The sequence below is a fragment of the Leptotrichia hongkongensis genome (assembly GCF_007990635.1).
GTDB lineage: Bacteria > Fusobacteriota > Fusobacteriia > Fusobacteriales > Leptotrichiaceae > Leptotrichia > Leptotrichia hongkongensis.
Map to the genome: position 1 here is coordinate 2,011,006 of NZ_AP019846.1, position 26,749 is coordinate 2,037,754.

24 protein-coding genes are annotated in these 26,749 nt (G+C 30.6%); 3 read left to right on the forward strand and 21 right to left on the reverse strand.

Annotated features, from left to right (window positions below; genetic code table 11):
- The 21 genes from FVE75_RS09600 to FVE75_RS11600 all read right to left on the reverse strand — a co-directional run bounded on the left by FVE75_RS09600 (nt 1) and on the right by FVE75_RS11600 (nt 22,309).
- Nucleotides 1–1,266 (reverse strand): dicarboxylate/amino acid:cation symporter, encoded by a 1,266-nt coding sequence (locus FVE75_RS09600; protein WP_147006239.1) that lies wholly within the window; start codon nt 1,264–1,266, stop codon nt 1–3.
- Between the two features lie 58 nt (nt 1,267–1,324).
- Nucleotides 1,325–2,107: an amino acid ABC transporter ATP-binding protein gene (locus FVE75_RS09605; RefSeq protein WP_006805538.1), complete on the reverse strand. Its 783-nt coding sequence runs from the start codon at nt 2,105–2,107 to the stop codon at nt 1,325–1,327.
- Nucleotides 2,108–2,134: 27 nt separating this feature from the next.
- Nucleotides 2,135–2,812, reverse strand: coding sequence for an amino acid ABC transporter permease (locus tag FVE75_RS09610; RefSeq protein WP_006805537.1), 678 nt, complete (start codon nt 2,810–2,812; stop codon nt 2,135–2,137).
- Nucleotides 2,793–3,452: an amino acid ABC transporter permease gene (locus FVE75_RS09615; RefSeq protein ID WP_147006240.1), complete on the reverse strand. Its 660-nt coding sequence runs from the start codon at nt 3,450–3,452 to the stop codon at nt 2,793–2,795. The genes FVE75_RS09610 and FVE75_RS09615 overlap by 20 nt, the downstream gene beginning before the upstream one ends.
- 436 nt (nt 3,453–3,888) lie before the next feature.
- Nucleotides 3,889–4,065 (reverse strand): hypothetical protein, encoded by a 177-nt coding sequence (locus tag FVE75_RS11005; RefSeq protein WP_172618818.1) that lies wholly within the window; start codon nt 4,063–4,065, stop codon nt 3,889–3,891.
- A gap of 513 nt (nt 4,066–4,578) precedes the next feature.
- Entirely contained in the window at nt 4,579–6,861 is a 2,283-nt protein-coding gene (gene priA, locus FVE75_RS09620) for a replication restart helicase PriA (RefSeq protein WP_147006241.1), read from the reverse strand.
- 49 nt (nt 6,862–6,910) lie between these two features.
- Entirely contained in the window at nt 6,911–9,025 is a 2,115-nt protein-coding gene (locus FVE75_RS09625) for a penicillin-binding transpeptidase domain-containing protein (RefSeq protein WP_147006242.1), read from the reverse strand.
- A 22-nt stretch (nt 9,026–9,047) separates the two neighbouring features.
- On the reverse strand, nt 9,048–10,484 hold the full coding sequence (gatB, locus tag FVE75_RS09630) for an Asp-tRNA(Asn)/Glu-tRNA(Gln) amidotransferase subunit GatB (protein WP_147006243.1): 1,437 nt from the start codon (nt 10,482–10,484) through the stop codon (nt 9,048–9,050).
- A 20-nt stretch (nt 10,485–10,504) separates the two neighbouring features.
- Nucleotides 10,505–10,939, reverse strand: coding sequence for a hypothetical protein (locus FVE75_RS09635; protein ID WP_147006244.1), 435 nt, complete (start codon nt 10,937–10,939; stop codon nt 10,505–10,507).
- Between the two features lie 47 nt (nt 10,940–10,986).
- Nucleotides 10,987–11,610, reverse strand: coding sequence for a DUF3829 domain-containing protein (locus FVE75_RS09640; RefSeq protein WP_147006245.1), 624 nt, complete (start codon nt 11,608–11,610; stop codon nt 10,987–10,989).
- A 15-nt stretch (nt 11,611–11,625) separates the two neighbouring features.
- Entirely contained in the window at nt 11,626–13,089 is a 1,464-nt protein-coding gene (gene gatA / locus FVE75_RS09645; protein ID WP_147006246.1) for an Asp-tRNA(Asn)/Glu-tRNA(Gln) amidotransferase subunit GatA, read from the reverse strand.
- 21 nt (nt 13,090–13,110) lie between these two features.
- Nucleotides 13,111–13,410 (reverse strand): Asp-tRNA(Asn)/Glu-tRNA(Gln) amidotransferase subunit GatC, encoded by a 300-nt coding sequence (gene gatC, locus FVE75_RS09650; RefSeq protein WP_147006247.1) that lies wholly within the window; start codon nt 13,408–13,410, stop codon nt 13,111–13,113.
- Between the two features lie 24 nt (nt 13,411–13,434).
- On the reverse strand, nt 13,435–14,667 hold the full coding sequence (dcm, locus tag FVE75_RS09655; RefSeq protein ID WP_147006248.1) for a DNA (cytosine-5-)-methyltransferase: 1,233 nt from the start codon (nt 14,665–14,667) through the stop codon (nt 13,435–13,437).
- The gene (locus FVE75_RS11100; RefSeq protein ID WP_197735186.1) at nt 14,667–15,593 is read right to left on the reverse strand and encodes a Sau3AI family type II restriction endonuclease; all 927 of its coding nucleotides are present in this window, start codon (nt 15,591–15,593) and stop codon (nt 14,667–14,669) included. Before FVE75_RS11100 ends, dcm begins: the two co-directional genes overlap by 1 nt.
- Nucleotides 15,594–15,628: 35 nt before the next feature.
- Nucleotides 15,629–16,138, reverse strand: coding sequence for a MutH/Sau3AI family endonuclease (locus FVE75_RS11105; RefSeq protein WP_197735187.1), 510 nt, complete (start codon nt 16,136–16,138; stop codon nt 15,629–15,631).
- A gap of 68 nt (nt 16,139–16,206) precedes the next feature.
- On the reverse strand, nt 16,207–16,869 hold the full coding sequence (locus FVE75_RS09665; protein WP_147006249.1) for an HAD-IB family phosphatase: 663 nt from the start codon (nt 16,867–16,869) through the stop codon (nt 16,207–16,209).
- A 22-nt stretch (nt 16,870–16,891) separates the two neighbouring features.
- A complete protein-coding gene (locus FVE75_RS09670; RefSeq protein ID WP_147006250.1) occupies nt 16,892–17,578 on the reverse strand; it encodes a pseudouridine synthase in 687 nt (228 codons plus the stop codon).
- A gap of 20 nt (nt 17,579–17,598) precedes the next feature.
- Nucleotides 17,599–18,279, reverse strand: a complete 681-nt coding sequence (gene scpB / locus FVE75_RS09675) for an SMC-Scp complex subunit ScpB (protein ID WP_147006251.1) — start codon at nt 18,277–18,279, stop codon at nt 17,599–17,601.
- Nucleotides 18,280–18,393: 114 nt separating this feature from the next.
- The gene (gene mreB, locus FVE75_RS09680; RefSeq protein ID WP_147006252.1) at nt 18,394–19,440 is read right to left on the reverse strand and encodes a rod shape-determining protein; all 1,047 of its coding nucleotides are present in this window, start codon (nt 19,438–19,440) and stop codon (nt 18,394–18,396) included.
- A gap of 230 nt (nt 19,441–19,670) precedes the next feature.
- Complete coding sequence (locus FVE75_RS09685) at nt 19,671–21,704, reverse strand: DNA translocase FtsK (protein WP_232052539.1); 2,034 nt, start codon at nt 21,702–21,704, stop codon at nt 19,671–19,673.
- A gap of 23 nt (nt 21,705–21,727) precedes the next feature.
- Complete coding sequence (locus FVE75_RS11600) at nt 21,728–22,309, reverse strand: hypothetical protein (protein ID WP_232052540.1); 582 nt, start codon at nt 22,307–22,309, stop codon at nt 21,728–21,730.
- Between the two features lie 443 nt (nt 22,310–22,752).
- On the opposite strand from FVE75_RS11600, the gene FVE75_RS09690 reads away from it, so the two are divergent.
- The 3 genes from FVE75_RS09690 to FVE75_RS09700 all read left to right on the forward strand — a co-directional run bounded on the left by FVE75_RS09690 (nt 22,753) and on the right by FVE75_RS09700 (nt 26,369).
- Nucleotides 22,753–23,880, forward strand: a complete 1,128-nt coding sequence (locus tag FVE75_RS09690) for an SIMPL domain-containing protein (protein WP_147006253.1) — start codon at nt 22,753–22,755, stop codon at nt 23,878–23,880.
- 97 nt (nt 23,881–23,977) lie between these two features.
- A complete protein-coding gene (locus FVE75_RS09695) occupies nt 23,978–25,039 on the forward strand; it encodes an SIMPL domain-containing protein (protein WP_147006254.1) in 1,062 nt (353 codons plus the stop codon).
- 88 nt (nt 25,040–25,127) lie between these two features.
- Complete coding sequence (locus FVE75_RS09700; protein ID WP_147006255.1) at nt 25,128–26,369, forward strand: PTS transporter subunit EIIC; 1,242 nt, start codon at nt 25,128–25,130, stop codon at nt 26,367–26,369.
- Nucleotides 26,370–26,749 lie beyond the last annotated feature (380 nt).

Here is a 26,749-nt window from a genome sequence, read left to right on the forward strand (position 1 = left end):
TTATTCAACTACAGCCGTATTTTCTCGAAGTCCATCATACACTTCCTCTGTTTCCACAACTTCATATTCTCCAGTTTTTTCAATAATCGCAGGAATAAGTGTGTTTCCAACTACATTTACTGCTGTACGTCCAGCATTTGCCAAAAAGTCAACTGATACAATCAGGGCAATACCCTCTGCAGGTAAATTAAGCTGTGTTGCAGTCGCAAGCAGTACAACCAATGCTCCAGATGGAACTGCTGCAATTCCTTTTGTAATTATTGTCAAAAATAATATTAACGGTATTAATTGACCCCATGTAAGCGGAGTTGAGTACAAGTTTGTTATAAATGTTACTGATAAACTTATATAAATGCAGGCTCCAATAAGATTGAATGAATATCCAAGCGGTGTAGCAAAAGCTGAAACTGATTCAGATATTCCATTTTCTTCACTACGTTCAAGAAGTGTCGGTAAAACTACTGCAGAACCTCCTGTTGTAAAAGCTATTAGTACCAAATCCTTAATATTTGATAATAATTTTAAATAAGGAACTTTGAATATGTATGCAATAATCGGAAATACGACTAATAGAGCTGCCAAGTATCCAACATAAAGAAGCATTACAAACTGTCCTAACAGATACAAATCTCCAAGTCCAGTTTTTGCGACATTGCTTGCAATCAGCCCAAACACTCCCACAGGTGCAAATGCAATGGCATAATCTACAATCTTATACATAGCCTTTATCCAAGATTCAAAGAATGCTATCACAGGTTTATTGTCATCTCCAACAGCAATTAAGGCAATTCCCAGAAATACCGCAAAAAATATAACCGGTAGAAGATTTCCATCTGCAAATGCTGTAAATACATTTTTAGGTACAATTGATGTTAAGAAATCGCTCAAATTAATGTTAGAAGCAACATCTTTAATAGCTTCTGTGGAAATGCTTCCAGCTTTTATATTTGCACCAATTCCTGTTACTTTCCCTAAAATAAGGCTAAGCGTGATTACTAACGTTGTAATTGAGAAAAAGTGTAAAAATGTCTTGAATGCAAGATTTCCAAACTTTTTAGTATTTTTCATTGTAACTATTGACAGAACAACTAACGGAAATACAAGCGGTACAATAACCATCTGAACTAAACTTGTAAACAGCACTCCCAGTATTTTTAACTCTTTAGCAAACGACGGAAATAATTGTCCAACCAAAATTCCTAATAACGCACCAATCAATATCTGTGCCAATAAATTCAATTTTCTAAATCCTAATAATTTTTTCATACTTTCATTCTCCCTTCAACAATTAGCATTCACTAAATTGTTTTACTAAATTTTTTATTTATATCAACAAAGCTGATTCCACCTTATCTTTCTTTTCAAAATTAAATATATTTAAGAATTTCTTAGCTCTTTCAGTTTTTGGATTTCTAAAAAATTCCAGCGGATAATTTGTTTCAACGATTTCTCCAGAATCCATAAATACTATCCTATCCGCAACTGCTTTAGCAAATTCCATTTCATGAGTAACGATTATCATTGTCATTCCTTCCTTTGCCAGTTCCAGCATTACATCCAGCACTTCTCTTACCATTTCGGGATCAAGTGCCGCTGTAACCTCATCAAACAGCATTATTTCTGGATTCATACATAGTGATCTTATAATTGCTATTCTTTGTTTTTGTCCTCCTGACAGTTCTCTTGGATATGAGTTCTTTTTATCCAGAAGCCCTACTCTTTCCAGCAATTTTTCTGCTTGTTCCGTAACTTCCTTTTTATCCCTTTTCTGTACTTTAAGCGGTCCTAACAGAAGATTTTGCATAACTGTCATATGATCAAATAATTCGTAACTTTGAAACACCATTCCTATTCTCTGACGTATTAAATGCCATTTTGTCTTATCTTTATTAATAACATTTCCTTGTAATTTTATTTCTCCAGACTGAATTTCTTCAAGTCCGTTTACACATCTTAAAAGTGTACTTTTCCCACATCCAGAAGGTCCTAATATTACTACAACCTCGCTTTTATTTACTGAAAGTGAAACTCCTTTTAATGCGGGTATGCCTTTTTTGTATTCTTTTTTTATATCAGAAAGTTCCAATAAAACTTCCGAATCTGCCATTTTGTTTACCTCCGTTTCCTTTATTTTTTAAATAGCCCATTTTTTCTCCATTTTTTTTGATAATAATGTAATTGGATAACAAATTATGAAATATAGAAAAAATATGAACAGATACACCCAAAATGGTGCCATCGGATTTTTCCTGCTTGAAAACTCTATAATTTGCCGTCCTATTTTTAGAACTTCTGCAACTTCTATAAAAATCGCAAGTGAAGTTGTCTTAATCATTCTTGTTATAAGGTTTACCGCTGCAGGTGCAATTCTTCTTACAGCCTGTGGAAGCAGCACATATCTATAAACCTGGCTTGTATCAAGTCCTAAAGCCTTTGCACTTTCCCCTTGAATTTTTGGAAGAGAAATAATTGCTCCTCTCACAATATCCATCATTTCAGCTGTTCCCCATATCACAAACACTATTATTGTCGTAGTTTCTGAGTCAATATGCAAATCAAAGCCTTTTGCAACTCCAAAATAAATTATGAACAGCCACACAAGCAAGGGAATGATTCTCATACTTTCCAGATAAAACTTCAATATTCCATAAATAATCTTATTTTTTGAAGTCATAACTATTCCTAGAATTAATCCAAACAATATTGAAAATACTATGGAAACAAGAGCAATTTGTCCCGTTACAATAAGCCCACCCATAAGCCTTTGCAAATTGACTCCTTTAAAAATAACATCAATTCCCGACAGTTGCATATCTTATTCTCCTTTCAATTACTGTTAAAATAAACGAAACTGGTAAAATAATAATCAAATATGCTACAACAAGCATAAACAGACTTTCATTCGTTTTATAATAAAGCCCTATCAAATCCCGTGTCAGATACATCAGTTCCATTAAAGCCAAAATCCCTATTACTGAAGTTTCTTTCAAAAGAAATATTATATTTGCCGCTATCGCTGGAAATGAAACCGTAAATGCCTGTGGCAATATTACGTTAGTTATAAGCTGTGATTCTGTAAGTCCAATGCTTAACCCAGATTCCCTCTGCCCTTTCGTAACCGACTCCAATCCGCTCCGAAATGCCTCACACATGTAACTTCCGCCAAGGAAAGATAATCCAATCACAGCACAAATATGCGAATTAAACGTAATTCCAATTTTTGGAAGCCCAAAATACAGAAAGAATAACTGTATTACAAGTGGCGTATTTCTCGAAAGTTCAATATAAATTCCCACAATCTGCCTAACAGCTGGAACTCTATAATAAAGCACCAATGCACAAACTATTCCAATCAATATTGAAAATATAATTCCAAAAATTCCTATAATCACAGTCAATTTCATTGCTTCTAAATATTTAGGAATATTTTCTATTATAAAATTAAAGTCCATTTTTGTATTTCCTTTCTAAGAATGTTATTGTATATTTTACTTTTTTATCTCTTATATTTGTATGTAAAAATATTATACTATAAAAAATTTTATTTGTAAAGAATTATTTTTGTATATACACAAAAAATATTTTATACTATACTCAAACCTATTTTAAATTAAACTGCTAAAATTATATAAATTTAGGGTTTGAGTAAAATAGTCATAGCTTTTGATTTTGGTTTTAAATAAGTTTTACTATAATACTAAACTTTATAACTATACTCGAACCCATTTAAAATTGAACTGATAGAAATTATATAATTTAGGGTTTGAGTAAAATAGTCATAATTTTTGAGTTCTGTTTTAAACTAGTTTTACTATACAACAAAAAAAGAAGCAGAATCTTAAAAATTCCACTTCCACATTCATCAGTACATTCTTCCTAAATCACATATCAATAAGTTCGATTTCCATATTTGTCCTTGCAGTAATAATAACCATTCTCATTCTCATAACATCTTATACCTCTTTCAGCTGCTCGCCGATCTGAATCTTTCCAGAGAGCAATATCATGTGCACTGCATCCTACAACTGTCATTCCAAGTAACACAATCAAAATCAATTTCTTCATAAAAATCAACTCCTATCCCATATTCTATTTATTATATTATAACAATTACTTATAATTTCCAAATTTTATTTTTAGGGGTTTTTGATTAGAATTTCCTTATATTTACTTTTTCACTCTACAAAAACCCGCCAGCAAAGTTCAACTGGCAGGCAAAAGGTAGGACAACAAGACAAGAATTCAACTGCTAATCTTAACTGCTAAAAATCAAAAACAATATGATTATAACAGCCAAAACAGTCAAATCCCAATTTGCCATTGCAACCACCTCCCTGCTTTTATAAATTGTAGTATCAAGGTTGCGACCCTTGACAAATAATTATAACATAAAAAAAAGCCCCATTCAACAAGAACAGAGCTTTTTTTTCGCATTTTTACTACAACCTAAAAGCAGGTTTTTTATTCAAAAGTATTATATCATTTTTTCCAAAAAAATTCAATCACAAAATTTTCAAAATAAAAAAAGAAGCAGAATCCAAAAAATCCCACTTCAAAATACATTAAGTTTCAAAAAAATCACATCATATTTACAGGATCTACATCAATTGTTACCCTGACTTTCTTTTCTCTTTCCCGAAATTTGCCTACACATTTTTTTATGATTTTTTTAATTTTTAAGATATTTTCTCTTTCAAATTTAAAAAATATTTGGTATCTGTATCTGCCGTTTATTTTGTAAATTGGGGATTTAAAAGCGTCTGAAATAAAATCATTTGAAGTCAAGTTCATAGCTGCGTTTACATTTCTTATAATTTCTTCACGCAAAATTTTGGCTTTTTCCATTACCAAATTTTCTTCAGTTGCCGAAATTACCAAAATTATAATTCGTCCAAAAGGCGGATAATTTAACATTTTTCGCATAATCATCTCGTTTTTGTAGTATCCTTCGTAATCACTTTTAATTGTTTTTTTTATTACATCATTTTCGCCATTAAAAGTCTGAATAATCACTTCCCCATCCTTTTCTCCACGTCCTGCACGCCCTGAAGCCTGTGTCAATAGCTGAAAAGTCTTTTCCGAGGCCCGAAAATCTGGAAAATTTAAGATTATATCAGCATTAATTACTCCGACTAATGTTACGTTTGAAAAATGCAGTCCCTTTGCAATAATCTGTGTTCCGAGCATTATGTCGTATTTGTGATTTTTAAAGTCGTTGTAGGTTTTTTCATAATTCTGCTTTGTCTTTATGCTTTCAGAGTCTACTCTTACTATTCTTGCCGATGGAAACGCCGTCGCTAATTCCTCTTCAATTTTTTCCGTCCCAGCGCCAATTTGCCTCATTTTATGCCCACCACATTCATCACACGCGTTGTTAAAGCGTTTTTCATATCCACAGTAATGGCATTTGAGACTATTATCATATTTGTAATAGTTTAAGGAAATACTGCAGTTCGGACAAGTTGGAATATTTCCACAATCCTTGCATTTTAGCAAATTTGAAAATGCCTTTCTGTTCAAAATCAAGATAACCTGCTCATTTTTTTGTAAAGTCTGAGAAATCCTATTTAGCAATTCTTCTGAAAAATTTTCTGTTGTTTCATTCAAATCCACAATTTTAAATTTTGGCAATTTAGCATTCTTATACCTTTTTGTGAGCTCAATTAATTCAATATCGCCCTGCTGTGCCTGATAATAAGTTTCAAAAGATGGAGTTGCCGAACCTAAAATAACTTTTATCTTTTCACTTTTTACAATTTCAGCTTCTTCCAAATTAACATTTTTCTCTAATTCATTATTTTTTTCAAGTTTTTCATCTTTTTTCAAATTTTCGTTTTGCAAAAATGCCCTTTTTATCGCCACATTTTTTACCTGATACCGTGGATTATTCTCCTGCTTATAGGTATTTTCATGCTCCTCATCCACAATAATATATTTCAAGTTCTGAACAGGTGCAAAAACCGCCGATCTTGCTCCAATCACAATTTTCTTTTCGCCATTTCGTATGAAAGTCCACTCTTCCCGCTTTTCCTTGTCTGTAAGTTTGCTATGAAGAATAGCCACTTCATTGTGAAATTCCTCCTCAAGCCTTTGTATCATCTGAACTGTAAGTGAAATTTCAGGTACCAGAAAAATACTGCCAAACCCTTGTTTCAAGGCTTCCTTTATCAAATTAATATAAATTTCCGTCTTCCCTGAACCAGTTATCCCCTTTAACAGAAAAATCTGATTTTTACTATTTTTTATCGTATCCACAGCCTTTTGCTGCTCATCATTCAAAATAATTTCCTTTTCTACAATTTCACTTTTTCCCTTTTCACTTTTTGAAATTTTAGAATTTAAAATAACTTTCTTTTCAATCGAAATAACCTTTTCATTTACAGCTCTTTCCACAATTTCGCTAGAAAAATTCTTTTTCAAAGTTGCAACCGTAACTTCCTGACGTTTTTTCATATATTCGTTAAATTTTTTTATTTCCTCAATTTTTTCCACTTCCAAAGTTTCATTATTTTCAGAAAATTCCTTTTGAAAAATGGCTTTTTTGGAATAATTTAACTTCAATGCTCCTGGATAAACTGACTTTATTACGCTATAATAATCACTTATATAATAATTTTTTATCCATCTTATAAGCTGCATAATATCGGATGGAATGGATAAAACTGGGGCAACATCCTTAATTTTTTTCACTTTTGAAATATCAAACTGAATCTGATTTTCATTAACAATTGCTACAATAAGCCCCATTTTATCCTTATTTATAAAATTAACAATGCACCATTGCCCAATTTCATACTTCTCTTCCGATTTATACGTATATATTCCCTGATTATTTTCCACATAAATTTCATAATAATACATTTTTACCCCTTAACATTTCTTCCTCAATTAATTTTTATAAAAAATACTTTTATTCCAACATTATCTGTATCTTCGTCTGTTTATCAAGTTTAGTTCCTTTTTCAGGAAATTGGGAAATAATCTTTCCACTTCCAGTAATCTCATATTGTGAAAATTTCCCTTGCGGATAAATTGACAAAAATTCCCTAAGACTAATTCCTGTCAAATCAGGCATAATATTTTTTTCAAAATCTTTCTTAATTTTTCCTAAATCTTTTTTTACTTCCTGCTCAACAAATCCAGTATTCTTAATAAGTGTCTTAACTTGACCATTTGGCTGGATTCTTTTATGATTAATTAATTTTTGCAATACATTTCTTGCTGACGGTAAAGCAACTTCTGAACCATAAATAAAGTTTCCTTTAGGCTCATTAATTGTTATTAATATAGCATATTTAGGCTTGTCTACTGGAAAAAATGCAAAAAACGAGCTGACATGTAAATTTTTATATCCTCCCTTTTCTGCTTTTTGAGCAGTCCCTGTTTTTCCACCAATACGATAACCAGCAATATATGCATCTTTACCAGTTCCTCTAGTTACACTCGCTTCCATATATCTTCGGCTTAATTTTGAAACTTCATCACTAAACACTTTTCTTATTACAACAGGTTTGTTCTGTTTGACAATATTTCCTTTACTATCTTCCACTTTATCCACCAAATAAGGTTTTAATAACTTCCCATCATTAATAACCGCATTTAATGCCATCATTATCTGAATCTGCGTCATTGAAATTCCTTGTCCATAACCCATTGTTGATCTTCCTACCTTGTTTAATTTTTTGGATTCAACAAGTTTTTTGGTTGATTCAAAATAAGTGTCTATACCTGTTTTTGTTCCTAATCCAAGATTTGAAAAATAATTAAGAACAGTATCATTGTTCAACATTAGCATTATTCTTACCATTATTACATTTGAAGATTTTGCAATCGCATCAGCTAGGCTTAAACTACCACTCACACTATTATCATGTTCTCTAAGTGTTCTATCATCTACTCTTATCGAGCCTCCTGTATAAAGCTGTGTATTTTCATCAATTTTTTTTGTTTCAAGACCCATTGCAACTGTTATAGGCTTAAATATAGACCCTGGTTCAAAAAAATCTGTAATAGTTCTATTTTTTATATTTGATTTATCCTCTGATTTAGGATACGAAGACATTGCAATCACTTTACCAGTTTCCACTTCTATCAAAATTCCCATTGCCGATTCTGCCTTATGGTCTACATATGCCTGTTCCAGTTCGCTATTAAGAGCATCCTGCATAAAACTGTCAATAGTAAGGACAAGATTATTACCTTCTTCTTCTTTCCTGTCTTCTGATTTCTTCATTTTTCCAAATTTCATAATTTCCTGCAATGCCTTTGGAACTTTTCTAAGCCCCGTCGTAATACCTGTTTTACCTGAAAGCTCTTTATCGTAATACTTTTCAATTCCGTACATACCTCTGTTTTCTTTATTAACAAATCCTACTGTCTCTTGAAAAGCATTATTTTGAACATAACTTCTTGTAAACATTGTTTCAAACGTTACACCTTTATATCTTCTTTTATATCCCTCTTTTTTTAGAGTTTTCACATTTTTAATATCATTATCAATTTCAGCTTCAATAGCTATTTTTGTATTATAAGGAATTATATAATCAATTTTCAGATATTTTTTCTGTTCATTTTTACGTTTTAAATACTCATTTTTATATTTCTCAGTTTCCAGATTAGGAATATATGTTTTCAACATTTCTAGCACTGTATTAATATTTTTTTCTTCAATCAAGCCGGGATCAAGATTAATAATAAACTGCTCATTGTCATAAGCTAGAACCTGTCCATCACTTGTGGATATTTTCCCTCTTTTAGCTTTAGTAAAGCTTTTTGATGAATACTGTTTTTCTCCTTCATCTCTTAATTTGTTTCCACCTTTTGTCTGAATACTGTAAACTTTTCCAAGTATTGCAATAAATCCTATAGTTGTAAACAAAACCAATAAACCAAATCTTCCTCTGAATGTATTTAAATATTTCAAAAATATCTTCAAAAATTTTTCAGTTTCCTGATCTTTTCTATTCTTTTCTATATTTGACTTTGCCCTGTCAATAATACTACTTTTTTTATTACCCTTTTTCATTTTTCTCCTAATTTAACCAATATTAACCTTCAAGTCTTGCTAAAATCATTTCATTAATCATTTGCGGATTGGCTTTACCTTTAGAAAGCCTCATTGACTGTCCCACAAGATATTTTAATGCGTTACTCTTTCCAGCCTTATAATCTTCCACAGATTGAGGATTTTCAGCCAGCACCTGCTCTACAATCTTTTCAATTTCGCTGTTGTCTGTAATTTGCACAAGCCCTTTTTCCTTTACGATAATTTCAGGATCTTTATTTTCTGAAAGTAATATTTCAAATACATCTTTTGCAATTTTTGAACTAATCGTATTAGCTTTTATCAATTTAATTAATTTTCCAATATTTTCAGACTCAATAGAAAATTCCTCAATAGAAATATTTTTTTCTTTTAGCACACGTAAAATTTCTGTCAATACCCAGTTTGCCGCAAGTCTTGAATCATCCGAAACTTTTACAACTTCTTCATAATATTCAGCCAGTTCCTGCTCTGACGAAAGAGTAGCCGCTTCCATTTCATTCAATTTATACTCATTAATAAATCTTTTTGCCTTCTCATCTGCAAATTCTGGCATTTCATCCTTTACATTTGAAAGTCTTGATTCAGTAATGATAATCGCTGGTAAGTCAGGCTCTGGAAAATATCTATAGTCCATCGCTTCCTCTTTGCTTCTCATCGGCTTTGTAACTGCATTTTCCTCATCCCAAAGTCTTGTTTCCTGAACTACACGCCCTCCACTTTCAAGCACTTCAATTTGTCTGTTTGTTTCATACTCAATCGCCTTCACAACCGCCTTAAATGAGTTCAAGTTCTTAGTTTCCGTTCTAGTTCCAAGTTTTGTTTCACCTTTTTTTCTAACAGAAACATTAGCATCGCATCTAAGTGATCCAAGTTCCATACTTACATCACTGACTTTTGTATATTTCAGCCTATCCTTCAATGTATTCAAATAGGCATACGCTTCCTCAGCATTTTTTATCTCAGGCTTTGAAATAATCTCAATTAACGGTACAGAGGCCCTGTTATAATTTAGCAAAGTTTCAGAAGCCGTATGAATACTTTTCGCCGTATCTTCCTCAATCTGTATTCTTTCAATCCCGACACTTGCTTCCTTCCCACTATTCGTCGTAATTTTCAAAACTCCATTTTCAGCATAAGGCTTAAAAAACTGTGTAATTTGATAATTTTTTGGCGAATCAGGATAAAAATAATTTTTTCTATCAAAATAACTCTCCCTGTTTATTTCACACCCAAGTGCAAGTGCGGCCTTTATCGCATAATCCAACACCTTTTCATTCAACTTCGGCAAAGCCCCAGGCTGCCCTGTACAAATAGGACATACCGCAGTATTAGGCTCTTTATTATCATAATCCGCATCACAAGAACACCATACTTTCGTATTCGTTTTCAATTGACAATGCACTTCTAGTCCGATGACTGTTTCATATTCCATACTCATTTTTTTAATTTTTCCCTTTCTTATTTTAAATTTTTAGATAAATTTAACATTTCCTGTCTTCTTTTAAAATATTCAATAATCATCTCATTTATTTCTTCATTTCTTTGATTTTGAATTTTATCAATTATTTTTTCTGTTAAAGCAGAAATTTCTTTTATTTTATTAACAAATTCGTTATACTTGTCTAAATTAATATTATTTGCCACAATTTTATCTTTATTAACTTTTTCTATATCTGATATTACAATTTTTAAAGTTTTCTCTATGCTTTTCAGATTATTTATATAACCAAACTTATCTTCTTTAGGTATTTTATATATAAGTGCTGGAGATATATCTACTAATTTAGAACCATTTCCTGCAAATTCATCCATTAACATATCCGTTAATATTACAGTTTTTATTATATTTTCTGAAACTTTATTACCCTTCACTTCTTCTAAATTATGTTTCATCAAGATATAAACATATTCTTTAAATTTTTTATAAAAATTGTTATATTTTATTTCTGTTTCTTCATAACTTGCAATATATTGCTCAGATAATTTTTTCCCTTTTCATAATTATCTTTTTGATATTCTTTCTCATTATAATACTTTACTATATCTTTCATAACAGCCACTTTTTTATCTAAAGAATCAATAAAATCTTGAGCACTATTATCCAAATCTTTATAATTATTTTCAGAATCTTTTTTTATCATTTTTTTTACTTCAGGAACAATTGTTTTATAAAAGTTTTCATAATAATCCTTACCAGATTCTACCATAATAAACTCATTTAATTTTTTTTCCATTGGTTTTGAGAATTTATTATTTTTATCTAAAAAAGTTGACGTATAAAATGTATAAAAACCATCTGGATTTATTTCTGACGTATATACTAGCACCATATTATTATAAATATCTATTTTATTAGGGTTTTGAGCAATATTTTCTATTACCTTTTTAGCAAGATTTTTGTCTTTAATTGAAAAATCAATTTCAGGAACTTCTTCATAACTTTTAGCCTTAATAACACCTTGATTTTCCTTATTTTCATAGTTATTTTCATAGTTATTTTTCCCGCAGCTTGATAAAATACAGACACTCAACATCAAAAATAGTATTACTTTTATCTTCTTCATATTTCCTCCACTTTTTTAAAGTTCTGGATATTCTATCTCTCCACGTTCTTTCTCAAATTTATTTGCCACATTAAACAATAAGTCTTCCCTAAAATAATTTCCAATCAGCTGTATTCCCACAGGAAGTCCATTTACGAAGCCACCTGGCACTGATATTGCAGGCAATCCTGCCATATTTACTGAAACTGTGTAGATATCAGCTAAATACATTTGAACAGGATCTGTATTTTTTTCACCTTTTTTAAATGCTGTTGTCGGAGAAACTGGTGTCAAAATCAAGTCGACTTCTGAAAGAACTCGTGAAAAATCATCTCTTATTAATCTTCTAACTTGTGAAGCCTTTTTATAATAAGCATCATAAAATCCAGAACTTAACACATAATTTCCAATCATAATTCTACGCTTAACTTCATCTCCAAAACCTTCTGTTCGTGATTTTACATACATTTCCTCAATATTTTCATCACTTTTTCTAACCCCATATCTCACTCCGTCATATCTTGACAAGTTTGAAGCGGCCTCAGCCGATGAAATTATATAATAAGTGGAAATTGCGTATTTTGTGTAAGGCAACGATACTTCCTTCACTTCCGCTCCAAGTTTTTTCAATGTTTCCACAGTTTTATCCACAACTTCCTTTATTGATTTATCCAGTTCATCTGAAAAATATTCTTTTGGAAGCCCAATTTTTAATCCTGTTATATCATTTTCAAGCAAAGATAAATAATCTGGCACTTCCACATCTGCAGTTGTCGGATCATTTTCATCGTATCCTGAAATTATCTGCATAACTCTTGCCAAATCTTGTGAACTTTTTGCCAAAGCCCCAATCTGATCCAGCGAAGAACCGAATGCCATAAGCCCATATCTCGAAACTCTTCCGTAAGTTGGCTTTATCCCCACAGTTCCAGTCAAGCTCGCAGGCTGTCTAATACTTCCACCAGTATCTGTTCCCAAAGCAACAGGTATTTCACTAGCCGCAACCGCAGCTGCCGATCCCCCACTGCTTCCTCCTGGCACTCTTTCCAAATCCCAAGGGTTAGATGCTGACTTTATTGACGAATTTTCATTTGAGGACCCCATCGCAAATTCATCCATATTAGCCTTTCCAACTAGTACTGCTCCAGCTTCCTTCAACTTTTTCACAACAGTCGCATCATAAACTCCCACATAATTTTTCAAAATTTGCGAAGCCGCTGTTGTCAAATCCCCTTTTGAAACAATATTATCCTTCAACGCCACAGGCACTCCAAAAAGTCCTGTATTTCCATAATTTTTTCTTCCTTCTTCGTTATTTTCTTCATCAATTTTTCGAGCCTGTTCCAATGCCTTCTCCTCAAAAATATTAGAAAAAGCCCCAACCTTATCTTCAACCGATTTTATTCTATCTAAAAAATTTCTTGTAACTTCTTCTGAAGTAATCTCTTTATTCTTTATCATTTCAGCCAGTTCGCTAGCTGCTTTTTTGTATAAATTCATTTTTCCACCTTTCCAATTTTTCTAATTATCCGCATTTTCTCCAACAACTTTTGGTACAATTATAAATTCCTCATCCTTATTAGGCGAATTTTCTAAAATTTCCTTCTTAATTCCAGCATCCCTAACTTTATCTTCTCTCAATTTATCTTTTAAGTCCAGCACATTAAAAAGCGGCTCTACATCAGTCGTATCAACCCCATTCAACTCTTCCATATGCTCAAATATTTTATTCAAATCCACCCTAAATTTCTCAATTTCACTTTCTGAAAATTCCAATTTAGAAAGTGTCGCTATTTTTAAAACATCTTCTTTGCTTAACATTTAATTTTTTCCTCCTTACACTTTTTATTCATTCTCAATTATTTTTTTCAAAGTCGGTTCCAATCGTGAAATTATACCTGTCACTAAAGCATTTCCCATCATAAAATATCTATTTCTTTTTGGCATTGTATCTGTCCAGTTTGGCGGAAACATTTGTATTATTTCACATTCTATTTCAGTTAAAGTACGGTATTTTTTTTGCTTATTATCATAAATAATATGCGAAGATCTATTTGTTGTTCCTTCACTTGTAAGCAGTGTCCTAGCCGGTTCTTCCATATTTTCTGGAAAAGCAATATTTCCTTCACTATAAATATACGAATGTCCTTCCTTTGTTTTTCTTTCTATTCTTTTTCCTCCCTTTAAATATTTCCATTTTTCCAGTTTTTCATCTGTTACTAAATATTCCTTCAAATCAAAGTCATTGTAACTTTTTGCCTTTTCTATAACTTCCTTTAAAGAAAAAATATCTTCTTTAATTGAATCTACATTATAATGAAAAACGGTTCCTTCCATCATTATTCCGCTTTCAAAAAATTTTCCTTCTGAATATTCATCACTTATTTTTAAAATATTTTCATATTTATTCAGATTTATTTCTTTTTCAGAATCTATCATTACTGGAAATACTTTATTAAAAATATTTTCCTTATTTTTTCTAAATTCCTTAGCATACTTCAAATTTTTCTTAAAAGCAAATATGAACACTCTTTTTCTTTTTTGTGGCATTGAATAATCTCCTGCATTTATAACTCTCCATTGCACATAATATCCTAATTCATCAAATGTCTTTAGCATTATTGCAAAGTCTCTTCCTCTTCTGCTTGCTGGCGATTTTAAAAGTCTATCCACATTTTCTAGAAGTACAAAAGGAGATTTTTTTTCAATCAAAACATCTTTTATATCCCAGAATAAAACTCCCTTTTTACCCTCAATACCCTTTTCCCCGCTAAGACTTCTCGCTACAGAATAATCTTGACAAGGAAAACCTCCAACCAATAAATTATGTTCAGGTATCGATTTTTTATTAACTTTATTTATATCTTCATTCGAATTATTTTCTATTCCAAATCTTTTCACATAGCAATTATACGCATGTTGTACTTTTGTTGAAGGCTCAAACTGATTTCCCCAGACAAAATCCCATATTTTATTTTCTTTTGCTAATCCTGTTTTTTTGTCAAAATCCTTTATTTTATTCAAACCAACTCTGAAACCTCCAACACCTGCAAATAACTCTGCAACTGTTAACTCCATTATTTTTCCTCCACTTTTTTTATTGTATTTTCAATAATTTTAATAATGTAGCTATTATTTAGCCAAAAACTCTGTTTTGTCATTTTATCTCCATTTGGTAATTCATCAGCATCTTTGCAATTTCCATTTCCATATTCTCTGCCATTAATAACATATTTTGACTTTCTTGCATGTGGTCTCAAATGAAAAATTTTAGTTTCACTTTTTTTGGGTAAGTCGTTCCTTACTATTATTTTCCCATCTTTTTGTTTTTCTATTTTAAAATTTACACCTTTTTTAAATTTATTCCTGTATAAATTCCACTCCATCATTCCAACAGTTTCCAGTTCATCTATTGGCATATTCCAAAACTTAGCTCCTGTAAGTTGATATTCATCTGTCTCATTTTTTTTAAACACAACAAATAAAAATTTCTTTTCTGAAAAAAAATTATAAATTTCTGAATTTTCAAAATTCTCATTTACAAATTTTTTTATTTTTATTGCTGGAAATGACATGCTTTCTTTCGTGCGATTATTCTTTTCAACTCTTATTGTTTTAATCTCTATATTTGCCTTTTCAAATTCCTCAGCATTTTCACTCTTTACTCCTAACATTCTGTAAATCAAGATACTATTTACATGTTTCGGTTTATTTTCTATATTATATTTTTTACATAATTCTTCTATTGTTAAGCCTGTATTTTCATATATCTTTTTCAAAACTACATCTTCAAAATGTTCAGCTTCGTCTTCTTTAACAATAGAGTCATAAGTTGATATATTTCCAACAATATAAGTGTTTAAAACATAAGACATATATGACTGTTTCAAAGAGAAAGCTCTTCTTTTTGCAGGAATCTTTCCATAATATTGCTTTCGCAAACTTTTTTTTGCTGTACTTCCTTTAGTGCAGGCACCCAAATAATTAGTATCTCCTTCAGACAATTTATGAGCATTTCCAGAAATTATTTTATCAACTATTATTTGATAGTCTTTTTTATTATTTCTAAATCTTTTTTACAGCTTTCTCCCAAAATTGAAAATAATTTAACAAAATCAATGCTGTAATCCAATTTATCTTTATTTTTATCATGAAAATACAGTATTAATAAAATTAATTGTAATTTTTCTAAGACATGAGATTTTTCAAAATCAGTTTCTATCGGATTATCATTAGGAATCATACCTATTACAAGTCTTTCTTTTGCCTTCAATTCTCCATTTTTATTTTTTATATATGGGGTCACTTTCAATTCTGTATTAGCCTTTAGAAAATCTGGATTAGGATTGCTGTTAGGTTTATAATAAAAATAATACTCCTCTATTAAGTTTCCCAGTTTACCTTTATTTTTATTTTTATTAAACGTTTTTTCTAATTCCAATTCATTGTCTTTAAAATATTCTCTTAATATATCATAAAAGGTTTTCCCTATCAATTTTTTTGCATAATTTTCAATATCTTGCGGGTCTGTTTCATCGTATGGCAACATATTTTCTCCTATCAAAATTCAAATCATTCTGCATTTTTTCATATCAATTGTTCTTTCAGATATTAAATTTATAACTGCTTTATTTTTTTATATTCCAAAATCTCGTCAAAATCCCCAAACTCAAAAAATTCAATTCCATTTTCTTCACAAAACTTAACCGCCCTAGTCCCTTTTCTCACAAAAGCAAAATCAGCCACTTCCAATGCCTTGTAATCAGACGGACCATCGCCTACGAAATAAGTTGTGTAGCCCTGTTTTTTATAATTTTCTACAGCTTCCTTCTTGTCAACGCCGTAATAGCCTTCCTTGTCCAAAAATGGATTTTCCACAGTAATTTGGTTTTTATCAGTTCCACTAAATTTTAAATCATTTGATATAACTTCGCTATCTGGCAAGTTTATACCATATTTTGAAAGTGTTCCCTGTACGTTTAGCCTTGTACCTGCACTAACAATTTTAAATTCTGCTCCGCTTTTTACAAAATCTATAAAAGTTTCATCAATTGTCACATTTTCCTGTAAAGTCTGGATATACTGCTCTTTTGTGATATTTAGAGAGCCTAGTCCATATTTTATAAACTCTCTTATAGAATATTCTCCAGCTCTGTATCTTTTTCGCAGTTCCTGTTTAAATTCAGGCTGATGTGTTTCAAGCAAAACATCTGTCGAATCTTTTTTACTGATTGTTATATCAAAATCTATTAAAAAGATTGATTTTTTATTATTTCCCAATTTTTTCCTCCTGCCAGAAAATTTATAAACTTTTTAGATATTTAATTTCATCTTCATTCAAAGCACGATATTCTCCCACTTGCAAATTACCAAGCGTAAGTTCTCCCACTTTAATACGTTTTAATGAATTAACATTATATCCCAATGTTTCCAGCATTTTTCTTATCTGCCTGTTTCTTCCTTCAAAAATTGCAATTCTAAGTTCCTTTTTGTCAATTTTCTTAACTTTTGCTGGTGCAGTCCTTTTCCCGTCAATTACAACTCCATGCTGCAGTGCCTCAATATCCTTGTCTTCAATTTCACGGCTAACTTTCGCAATGTAGCTTTTATACAATTTTTTTCGTGGATGCATTACATGATTGTAAACTTCTCCATCATTACTGATTATAATTAACCCTTCTGTCATAAAGTCTAATCTTCCATAAGTAAAAAGTCTGGCACGTGATTTTATAAAATCTACTGCAAGTCTACGCCCAAACTTGTCTTCATTTGAGCAAATCACTCTTTTTGGCTTATTTAAAATGTAATATTCATATCTTGTATTAAGTTTTACTCTTTCTCCATCAATTTTAACCACATCTTCAGGCTTCACATCCATTCCGATAATCGCCTCGTGCTTATTTACTGTAACTCTTCCTTCGTTTATCAGTTCATCAGCCTTCCTACGTGAACAAAATCCCGTTTCAGCTATAAATTTATTTAATCTCATTTTATTTACCTCTTTATTTTCTACTCTTTTATTTTTTCAATTTCTTCTTTCGCTTTTAGTTCCGAATCTTCTTCTGAATTTAATTTTTCTCCCTCTTTTGAGTCTTCATTTTCTGCCTTCTCATCTTCTTTGTAAAGCATCTCAATTTTTTGAAACTGCTCACTTCCTGGTAATTCTTGCTTCCCACGAATATTCAGATAATTATAAAAATCATCTGTTACTTCGTACAAATTCGGTGTTCCAGCCGTTTTTTTCCGTCCAGAAATATAAATTAGTTTTCTTTCCAATAGATTTGACATAGTCTTATCCACACCAACACTTCTAATCTGCTCTATTTCTGCTTTAGTTATAGGCCCTTTATATGCGATGATTGCTAATGTTTCCATTGCTGAACGAGATAATTTCTTTAATTTCATTTCTGGATTAAAAAATCGTTTTACATCAGAGCCAAAAAGTGGATTTGATACAAGATATACGATTCCATTTTCAATTTTTACATTTATTCCTGTATCTTTCCGTTTTTCCTTTAAATTACGCAATATTTCCTCTATCTCAAAATATTCCATTCCATAAAACTGTGCTAACTCTTTTATAGTAATCATTTCTTTTGACAAAAAAATAATTGCCTCAATTTTTTCTTCAATATCATTAATTTTATTTTTTATAGTTTCTTCTATATCTTTATTTTCAAAATTTTCCATATTCTACCATTTTATCTTTTTATTTGTTTTTAAGTTAATAATTCAATATTGGATTAATAGGGGAATTCTCTTTTTTGTTTCTCCAGAAAATTCCCCTAATTCTATATTATTAAATTAATATTCATGCATCGGTGAAATAATAACATTTTTATACTTTTTAAAATCTGTCAATACTTCTGCAATTCCTGTTACTACAGCATGAATTGAATCTTCTCCCACCGTTACTTTCAATGATAATTCCTCTTCGATTCTCTCTTTCAAGATTCTTATGCCTGCTCCACCACCAGATAAGAAAATTCCTGTTTCATAAATATCTGCCGCTACTTCAGGTTCGATTTCCTCAATCGTAAGCCTTACTTCGTCAATAATAGCATCAATATGTTTTCTAATTGCCCCATCAATTTGAGATGCTTTTATTTTCATGCTTTTTGGCAATCCAACTCCTAATTCCCGTCCTCTAATTTCATATTCAAAATTAGGATCTTCTTGACTTATTGTATTCACTTTTAGTTCTTCTGCTGTTCTTTCTCCAATCAACAAATTAAATTCATCTTTTACAAATTCCATAATATCTTCATTTAAGTGGTCTCCAGCAATTTTAACTGATTTTGATAACGCTGCTCCACCTGATACAATAAACGCAATTTCTGTAGTTCCTCCACCTATATCAACAATCAAATGCCCTTTTGGCTCAAACAAGTCAATTCCTACACCAATTGCAGCCGCTATTGGTTCTTCAATCAAGTAAACCTCTTTGGCTCCTGCATCTTTTACAACTTCTATTACAGCTCTTCTTTCAACTTGTGTAACTCCGCTCGGAACACAAATTATAACTCTCGAACTTTGAAATTTATCTTTTTTGATTCTATGTAAAAATTCTTCAAGCATTCTTTCAGTAATTTCATAATTTGAAATTACTCCATTTTTTAATGGACGAATAATTTCAGTATGTTTAGCTGTTCTTCCAATAATTTCTTTTGCTTTTTCCCCGATATGTTCCAATTCTTCCGTTTTTTTATTAACTGCTACATAAGTAGGCTCATCTACTTGAATTCCTTCTCCTTTTACATATACAACTGTATTCGCTGTTCCCAAATCAATAGCTATATCACGTGTACCTCTTGGCGTTATATTTGTCTTAAATAAGTCAAAAAATTTCATTTATTCTATCTCCTTTATTTTTTGTTTTTTATTGTATAATAATTTAATTTCAATATTTCATAGTACAACCTTTTTAAAAGTTACAGTCACTTCACTTAAATTTGAGCATATATTGTAAAAATTATTATATTTTATTCTTATAAGGTATTTTACCATTTTTTTGAATATACTCAAGCAACTTTAAGAATGATTTGCTATAAATATTATTTAATATTGCAAAATTTATTTTTTTAATTTATTTCATCAATATTATCAGTTATTATTTGATCATCATAGCTTACAACCCCATGCTCTTTTAACTGCTCATAAATTCTTGAAGCTCTATTAAACCCTACTTTTAATTTACGCTGTAGTAATGAAATAGAAACTTTATTTTCTTGTTTTATAATATTTACTGCATTTTCAAAAAATGGATCAATGTCAATTGTTTCTTCTTGAATTTCCTCTAAGATTTCATTTCTATATTTTACTTTTTTAGAAGATTTTAGCGTATCTGTTAAATTTTTAACTTCTTCATCTGAAATATATGCTCCCTGAATTCTTTCCAGCTTTGAAGAACCATTTGCAAGTAGCAGCATATCTCCCTGACCTAATAACTTTTCTGCTCCAGCTGTATCAAGTATTGTTCTTGAATCAATCTGCGATCTTAGTGCGAAAGAAATTCTGCTTGGTAAGTTTGCCTTTATCATTCCAGTTATAACATCTGTTGATGGACGCTGTGTTGCTACAACTAAATGGATTCCAACTGCTCTTGCCTTCTGTGCAATTCTTGCAATTGACTCCTCAACACTTCCAGAGGCTACCATCATAAGATCTGCCAGCTCATCAATTATTATAACAATATAAGGCATTTTTTCTACAAAACTTAATCCATTGTAAGTTTTTATATTTCTTACACCATTTTCCATAAGCTGCTTGTATCTATTTTCCATTTCATTAACTGCCCATCTCAATGCTATTGCAGCTTGTTGCGGATCTATAATTACTGGAACAAGTAAATGCGGAATATCATTATACGGCATAAGCTCTACCATTTTAGGATCAACCATTATAAATTTTACTTCATTTTCAGATTTTTTAGAAATCAATGTTGAAATTAATGTATTTACAGCAACAGATTTTCCTGAACCTGTCTGTCCCGCAATCAGTAAGTGAGGCATTTTAGCAATATCTATAAATTTATCTCTTCCAACAATATCTTTTCCTAAAATTACCCTTAATTCCCCTTTATCGAGTTCTTTATTTTTTATGATGTTTGAAAAATGAACTGGCTCCTTAATTTTATTAGGAGTCTCAATTCCAATGGTATTTTTTCCTGGAATTGGCGCTTCTATACGAATACTTTCAGCTGCCAAATTCATTGCAATATCATCTGAAAGACCAGTAACTTTGCTCACTTTTATACCTTTTGGAATGACTATTTCATATCTTGTAATAGTTGGACCGTATTCATAATTTACAACTTTGGCCTCAACTCCAAACTCTTTTAGCACATTTTCAAGGTGTCTTACATTTTCTCTTATGCTTTTTTCAATTTCCTGTTTTCTTTTAAGATCCATTGGTTTTGACTTAAAAATTTCTTCAATAGATTTTTTTACCACATCATCATAGCCTTGATTATTATCAAACATTGCATTAACTTTTTTTAATTCATCTTCCAGTTCCTTTTCCTTCACTTCTTTATTTTCAAATGCTTCCAGTTTTGGAAATTGCTGAAAATTCGGATCTATGTTTTCAGAATTGTATCTTTTAGATATTTCCTCTCTTCTTAAAGGTGTTACTATCTCTAATTTAGGTCCTCTTTTATCAACTTCTTTCTCAACCTGACTATCGTTTTCTTTTTTATTTTCAGTTTCAACTGATACTTCTTCTTTTGAGTCGGATAAGCTATCTGAAGTTTCCTTTTCAGAGTCTAATTCCTCTTCTCCCTCTTTAATTTCAGGCTTTTCTGAAACTTCTTCTTGCTTTATACCTTCTGTTGGTTCTGTAATTTTTTTCAACTCATTTTCTTTTATTTTGTCTGTTGACTCATTTTCATTCTTTTTCAAATTTTCAGAATTTTTATATTTTTCTTTCTCTTCAAAAATTTCAATCCATTCTTTTTCTTTTTCGGCTAATTCTTCTTTTGAATAAACTTCTGTTTTCTGTAAAAAGTTATCCTTTGGCTTTTTCGCAATTTCAAAACTTAATTTTTCTCTTCTAGATTCTACAATTTTGGCTTTTAACATTTCCCTTTGGTAACGCTTATAGTCTGTTTTTTTCAAATTTTCTGCATATTTTTTTGCAGCTAATTTTCTTTTTTCTCTTTATAGTCATCACTTTTGTAATATTTTATTATCTCTTTAAAAACTTCATATCCAAGTTCAATCAAGTCCTTAATTAACCATATTCCAAAAATTATTACTAAAATTATCAAAACTATAAACATCCCTTGAGAATATAACACTTTATAAAACGGCATTGAAAGCAATGCTCCAAGAATCCCACCACTTTCACGGCTAAATCCTATTTCTAAAAGTTGTCTTCCTGCCTCAGTAAAATTATCTGCCAAAGGTTTTCCCTTAACAACTGAACTCCTTACTAAAACCATTCCCCAGCTTAGAAATAATCCAATAAGAGCTGCAATTTTCCCCTGTGTTATATCAATACCAATTTTTTCATAAAAAAATAAAATTATTCCATACAAAATAGCCATTACAGCTATAAACCATGTCATTTTTCCAAAAAATAATGTAATACCGCTCAATATAAGAGAAAAAATATTCTCTCCAGCATTATCACTAAGCATACTTGATTTATTCCCTAATAGCAATACTAATATAAGCCCCGCAGCAAACCAAATTGCACCTTCGATTTTTCTTTTATTCATCTTACATCCTTTCTAAAAAATTTCTATCTACTAAATTGTTAATTTTAAATTCTACCAGATTTAACCAAAATTAAATTGGATGTGTAAAACAATCCCTACTTTGAAATGGATTTATAATAATATCATACATTATACTATATTTTTTCAATTTTGTCATTTTTTTATTATGTAATTCTTCTAATTTTCTTTATTTTTATAACGAAATTTGGTTTGATTTTAGTTATTAAAGACTGTAAAGTAAAAAAATAATAAGTTATTTGCCAAGCTATAGCTTTTTTTACAACTAAAAAACATAGTTTAGCCATAGATACAATATTTTCAGCAATAAGCAATCCAACAAAATAAATAAAAAAACCCTCATCTACTTTTAATATACGTATGTTATACTTATACAAAAGATAGGAATTTTTAAAAAATAATAAATTAGAATTATGGAGGTAAATATGAAAAAGATAGCAATTGCACTTTTTTCGCTTATGAGTATTCTTTCGTTTGGGGCGAATGAGAATATTGTGAGAAAAATTAGTGTTACTGGAAACGCAGAAAGAGAAGTTATGCCAGATTTAGCAAAGATTAATTTTAAGGTTGAGGTTAAAGGAAATAGCTTAAATCAGCCAACAAGTGATGTAAATAAGAAAGTTGAGAAATTTAAAAATGAATTGAGAGCTAGAAAAATATCACTTGAAAATCTGGAAACAAAGGCATTTTATAATAGGAAGGGCACAGAATACGATGATGAAGATATTTTGGATGTAAAAACTGTTCCAAATAAAACTGTCAAAAATACTGATAAAAAGCCTACTTCTTATGACGTAAATATGTCAATGCTGGTAAAAAATACTGATTTTAATAAGATTTCAGCATTGATTGACTTGGAAGATGGAAACAATTTACAAAGTATTCAGAAAAATTTTGACGAAAATACATTTGCATTTAATATAAATGAAAATGGAACGACAGTTGACCAGGCTTTAAATAAAGTATTTAATAAACTTAATACTTCAAGAAGAAAACTGATTTCAGCTGGAATCCCTGAAAGTGATATTATTTTGAGCGATTATCAAATAAAAGAAAATTATACAGAAAATAAAGGTACAAAAAAAGATATTTACTATGTTATAGATGAATTCGTGCTTACGACAAAAAATATAAAGGAACTTAATACAATAATTTCAATTGCTGATGATAATGGAATAAATATAAACGGCTCAATTAACTTTGACTTGTCAGACAAAGACAGAATTGAGTCAGAAATGTACAAAGATGCCTATAATCAGACAAAACAGAAGGCAGAAAGCATTTTGCGTTCCAGTAAAATGAAATTAGGAACACCGATTATTGTAAGTGAAGATGTGGAATTTCAGCAAAAAATGATTGACAGAATTGATCAGGCCTGGGAAGTAAAGTATGAAGCGGCGGCAGCACCGATGGCAGAATATTCAAATGCTAAACTCTCAGCTTATTCAGGGACAACATCTTTACGAAAGGATAGCAGAAGCTCAAGAGTTGACTATACTCCAAAACCATTAAAACTTGTGCAAAATATATCAGTTATGTATGAAATGAAATAACAAAAATAGTATAACTTTATATTTAGATAATTATAAATACACTAAAGGTGACATCTTAATTTTTAGAGAAAATTAAATTTTAGAAAGGAATTTTAAAATGAAAAAAATAATAACATTACTTATGATAATTTTTTCGGTATTATCATTTGCAGATGGCGAAGTTACTGGAAAAAGAATACAGGTTAGAGGTGTTTCAAAAAAGGAAATTTCACCAAATTCAGCAAAAATTAGACTTACAATTCAGACTGAAAATGAAAATTTGGATAAGGCAAGTGCTGAAAATTCACAAATTCTTGAAAGATACAAGAGACTGCTTGCCCAGACTGGTACAAAATATAATAAGATTAATTCGACAGGATACTCCACTTATGAATCATATAACTGGGATACTGTAGTTGAAAACAAAGGAAAGAAGGAATATCAGACAAAACTTTCAATAGAAGTTGACAGACTCTCTCTTGATACATTGAAAAACTTTATGAATGTCCTTGCCACAGAAAAAATTTATTCTTTAAACAGAAGCAAAAATGGTACCTATATTTTCACTGTCACATCACAAAATGCAACAAACAAAGAGGCATACCAAAATGCAATGTCCAAATTTAATGAAATACAGCAAAAATTAAATAAAGCTGGAATTCCAGCAGGAATAATAAAAATTGCAGGTTACGACAATAAGGAAATCAATCTTGAAAAACGAACAAATAATAGAAAAAATATTCAGATAGTTTCACATGAAATTGAAGTTGAAACAAGAGATTTAAAAAATTTAGGAAATATCATAAATGTAGCAAATACATTGGGAATTGGTACAACAGGACAAATCGAATACGACATCGACAACAAGCAGCAATTAGAAAATGAACTTTATGAAAACGCCTACAAGGAAGCCTTGAAAAAAGCACAAGTTATTCTTGGAAAAACAGACTTGAACTTAAAAAATCCCGTTACAATAACAGATAAGTCATATGGAGTTATTCAGCCGTATATAGATTACAACTACAGTTACTACAGCCACGCAAATTACGAAACTAACTTAGTCCAGCTGAAAAAAAGCGACAAGGAACTTTTGGATGAATCAGCAAGAAGAAATATCGTAATTTCTCCAAAAAAATTAAATATTTTAAAAACTGTCTACATCGAATTTGAAATGGACTAAAAATCTAATTTTTTTAAAGACTACTATATTTATTAGCAATATAGTAGTTTTTATTTTCTTAAAAATAAACAAAAAAGTAAAAGGAACAATGTTTAATTCAGGACAGTTTCAGGTAATATTTGGAACAGGGACCGTAAATAAAGTTTATGAAGCTGTTCAAGGACTTGGAGGAGTAAGTGAATCTTCAGTATCCGATATGAAAAAAGAAGCAGCTAAACAAGGAAGCGTTATTCAAAGAATTTCAAGAACATTTGGAGATATTTTTGTTCCAATTATACCAGTATTGGTAGCAACTGGTTTATTTATGGGTCTTCGTGGATTATTAACAAATGAAAATTTATTAAAATTGATGGGAACAACACCAGAAAGTATAAATCCTAATTTCTTAATGTATACTCAAGTATTAACAGATACAGCATTTATTATTTTACCAGCATTAGTTGCATGGTCTGCATTTAAAGTATTTGGTGGATTACCTGTATTGGGAATTGTATTAGGAGCAATGTTAATTAGTGGTGAATTACCGAATGCTTACGTAGTAGCTGCTGGTGGAGCAAAACCATTAACATTCTTTGGTTTTTTACCAGTAGTTGGATATCAAGGTTCAGTATTGCCTGCATTATTTGTAGGTTTGATTGGTGCAAAATTAGAACAAAGATTAAGAAAAATTGTACCAGATGTACTAGATTTATTAGTAACGCCGTTTTTAGTATTTGTAATAATGAGTGTGTTGGGACTATTTGTAATTGGTCCAGTATTCCATTCAGTAGAAACTATTATATTGGGTGTAACTAGATGGATTTTAGGATTACCGTTTGGAATAGCAGGAATTGTTATTGGTGGAGTTCATCAAATAATAGTTGTAACAGGAGTTCACCATATATTTAATTTCTTAGAATCACAACTTTTAAATACTCCAGATCCAATTACTGGAGAAAAATTAAATGCATTTAATCCATTAATTACAGCAGCAATGTCAGGACAATTAGGAGCAACTTTAGCAGTAGGATTAAAAACAAAGGATCTTAAATTAAAAGCATTAGCATTCCCTTCAGCTTTATCAGCAGCATTGGGAATTACTGAGCCAGCAATTTACGGAGTAAATCTAGTAAAAGGTAAAGGTAAACCTTTTGTTATGGGGCTTATTGGTGGAGCAATAGGAGGTTTCTTTGCTTCAGTATTTAAACTTAAAGCAACAGGAATGGCTGTAACAATTGTACCAGGAATGTTATTATTCTTAAACAGCTTGCCACTTTATATTTTAATGGTAGCAATTTCAATTGGAGCAGGATTTGCATTAACATATACAATGGTAAAACTTGAAAAATAATAAAATTTTAGCGGGAGTTTTTAGCTCCTGCTTTTTTTGAAAAAATACCAAAAATAAGGAGAATGGTTGTTTATGAAAAAAGTTTAGCAATGATTTTGTTTATTATGCTAATTGCTGGAAAAGGCGGGAATGAAAAGGCTAATATAAACAGAAAAACATTTGGAAATATATTTGAGTAGATGAATTTTCAGAAAAAAAGTAATGGAGATAAAGTTTTTTAATGTTTATTTTGTATAGTAAAAAGTAAATTTTTGAAACTTTTCGATATTAAAAATAACAAATATTCGAAATAAATGAAAAATATATGAAAAAAGGTATATTAATTATGTAAAATATGTGGTAAAATTATAAAGTATACAAAATTGGAATAAGGAGGTATT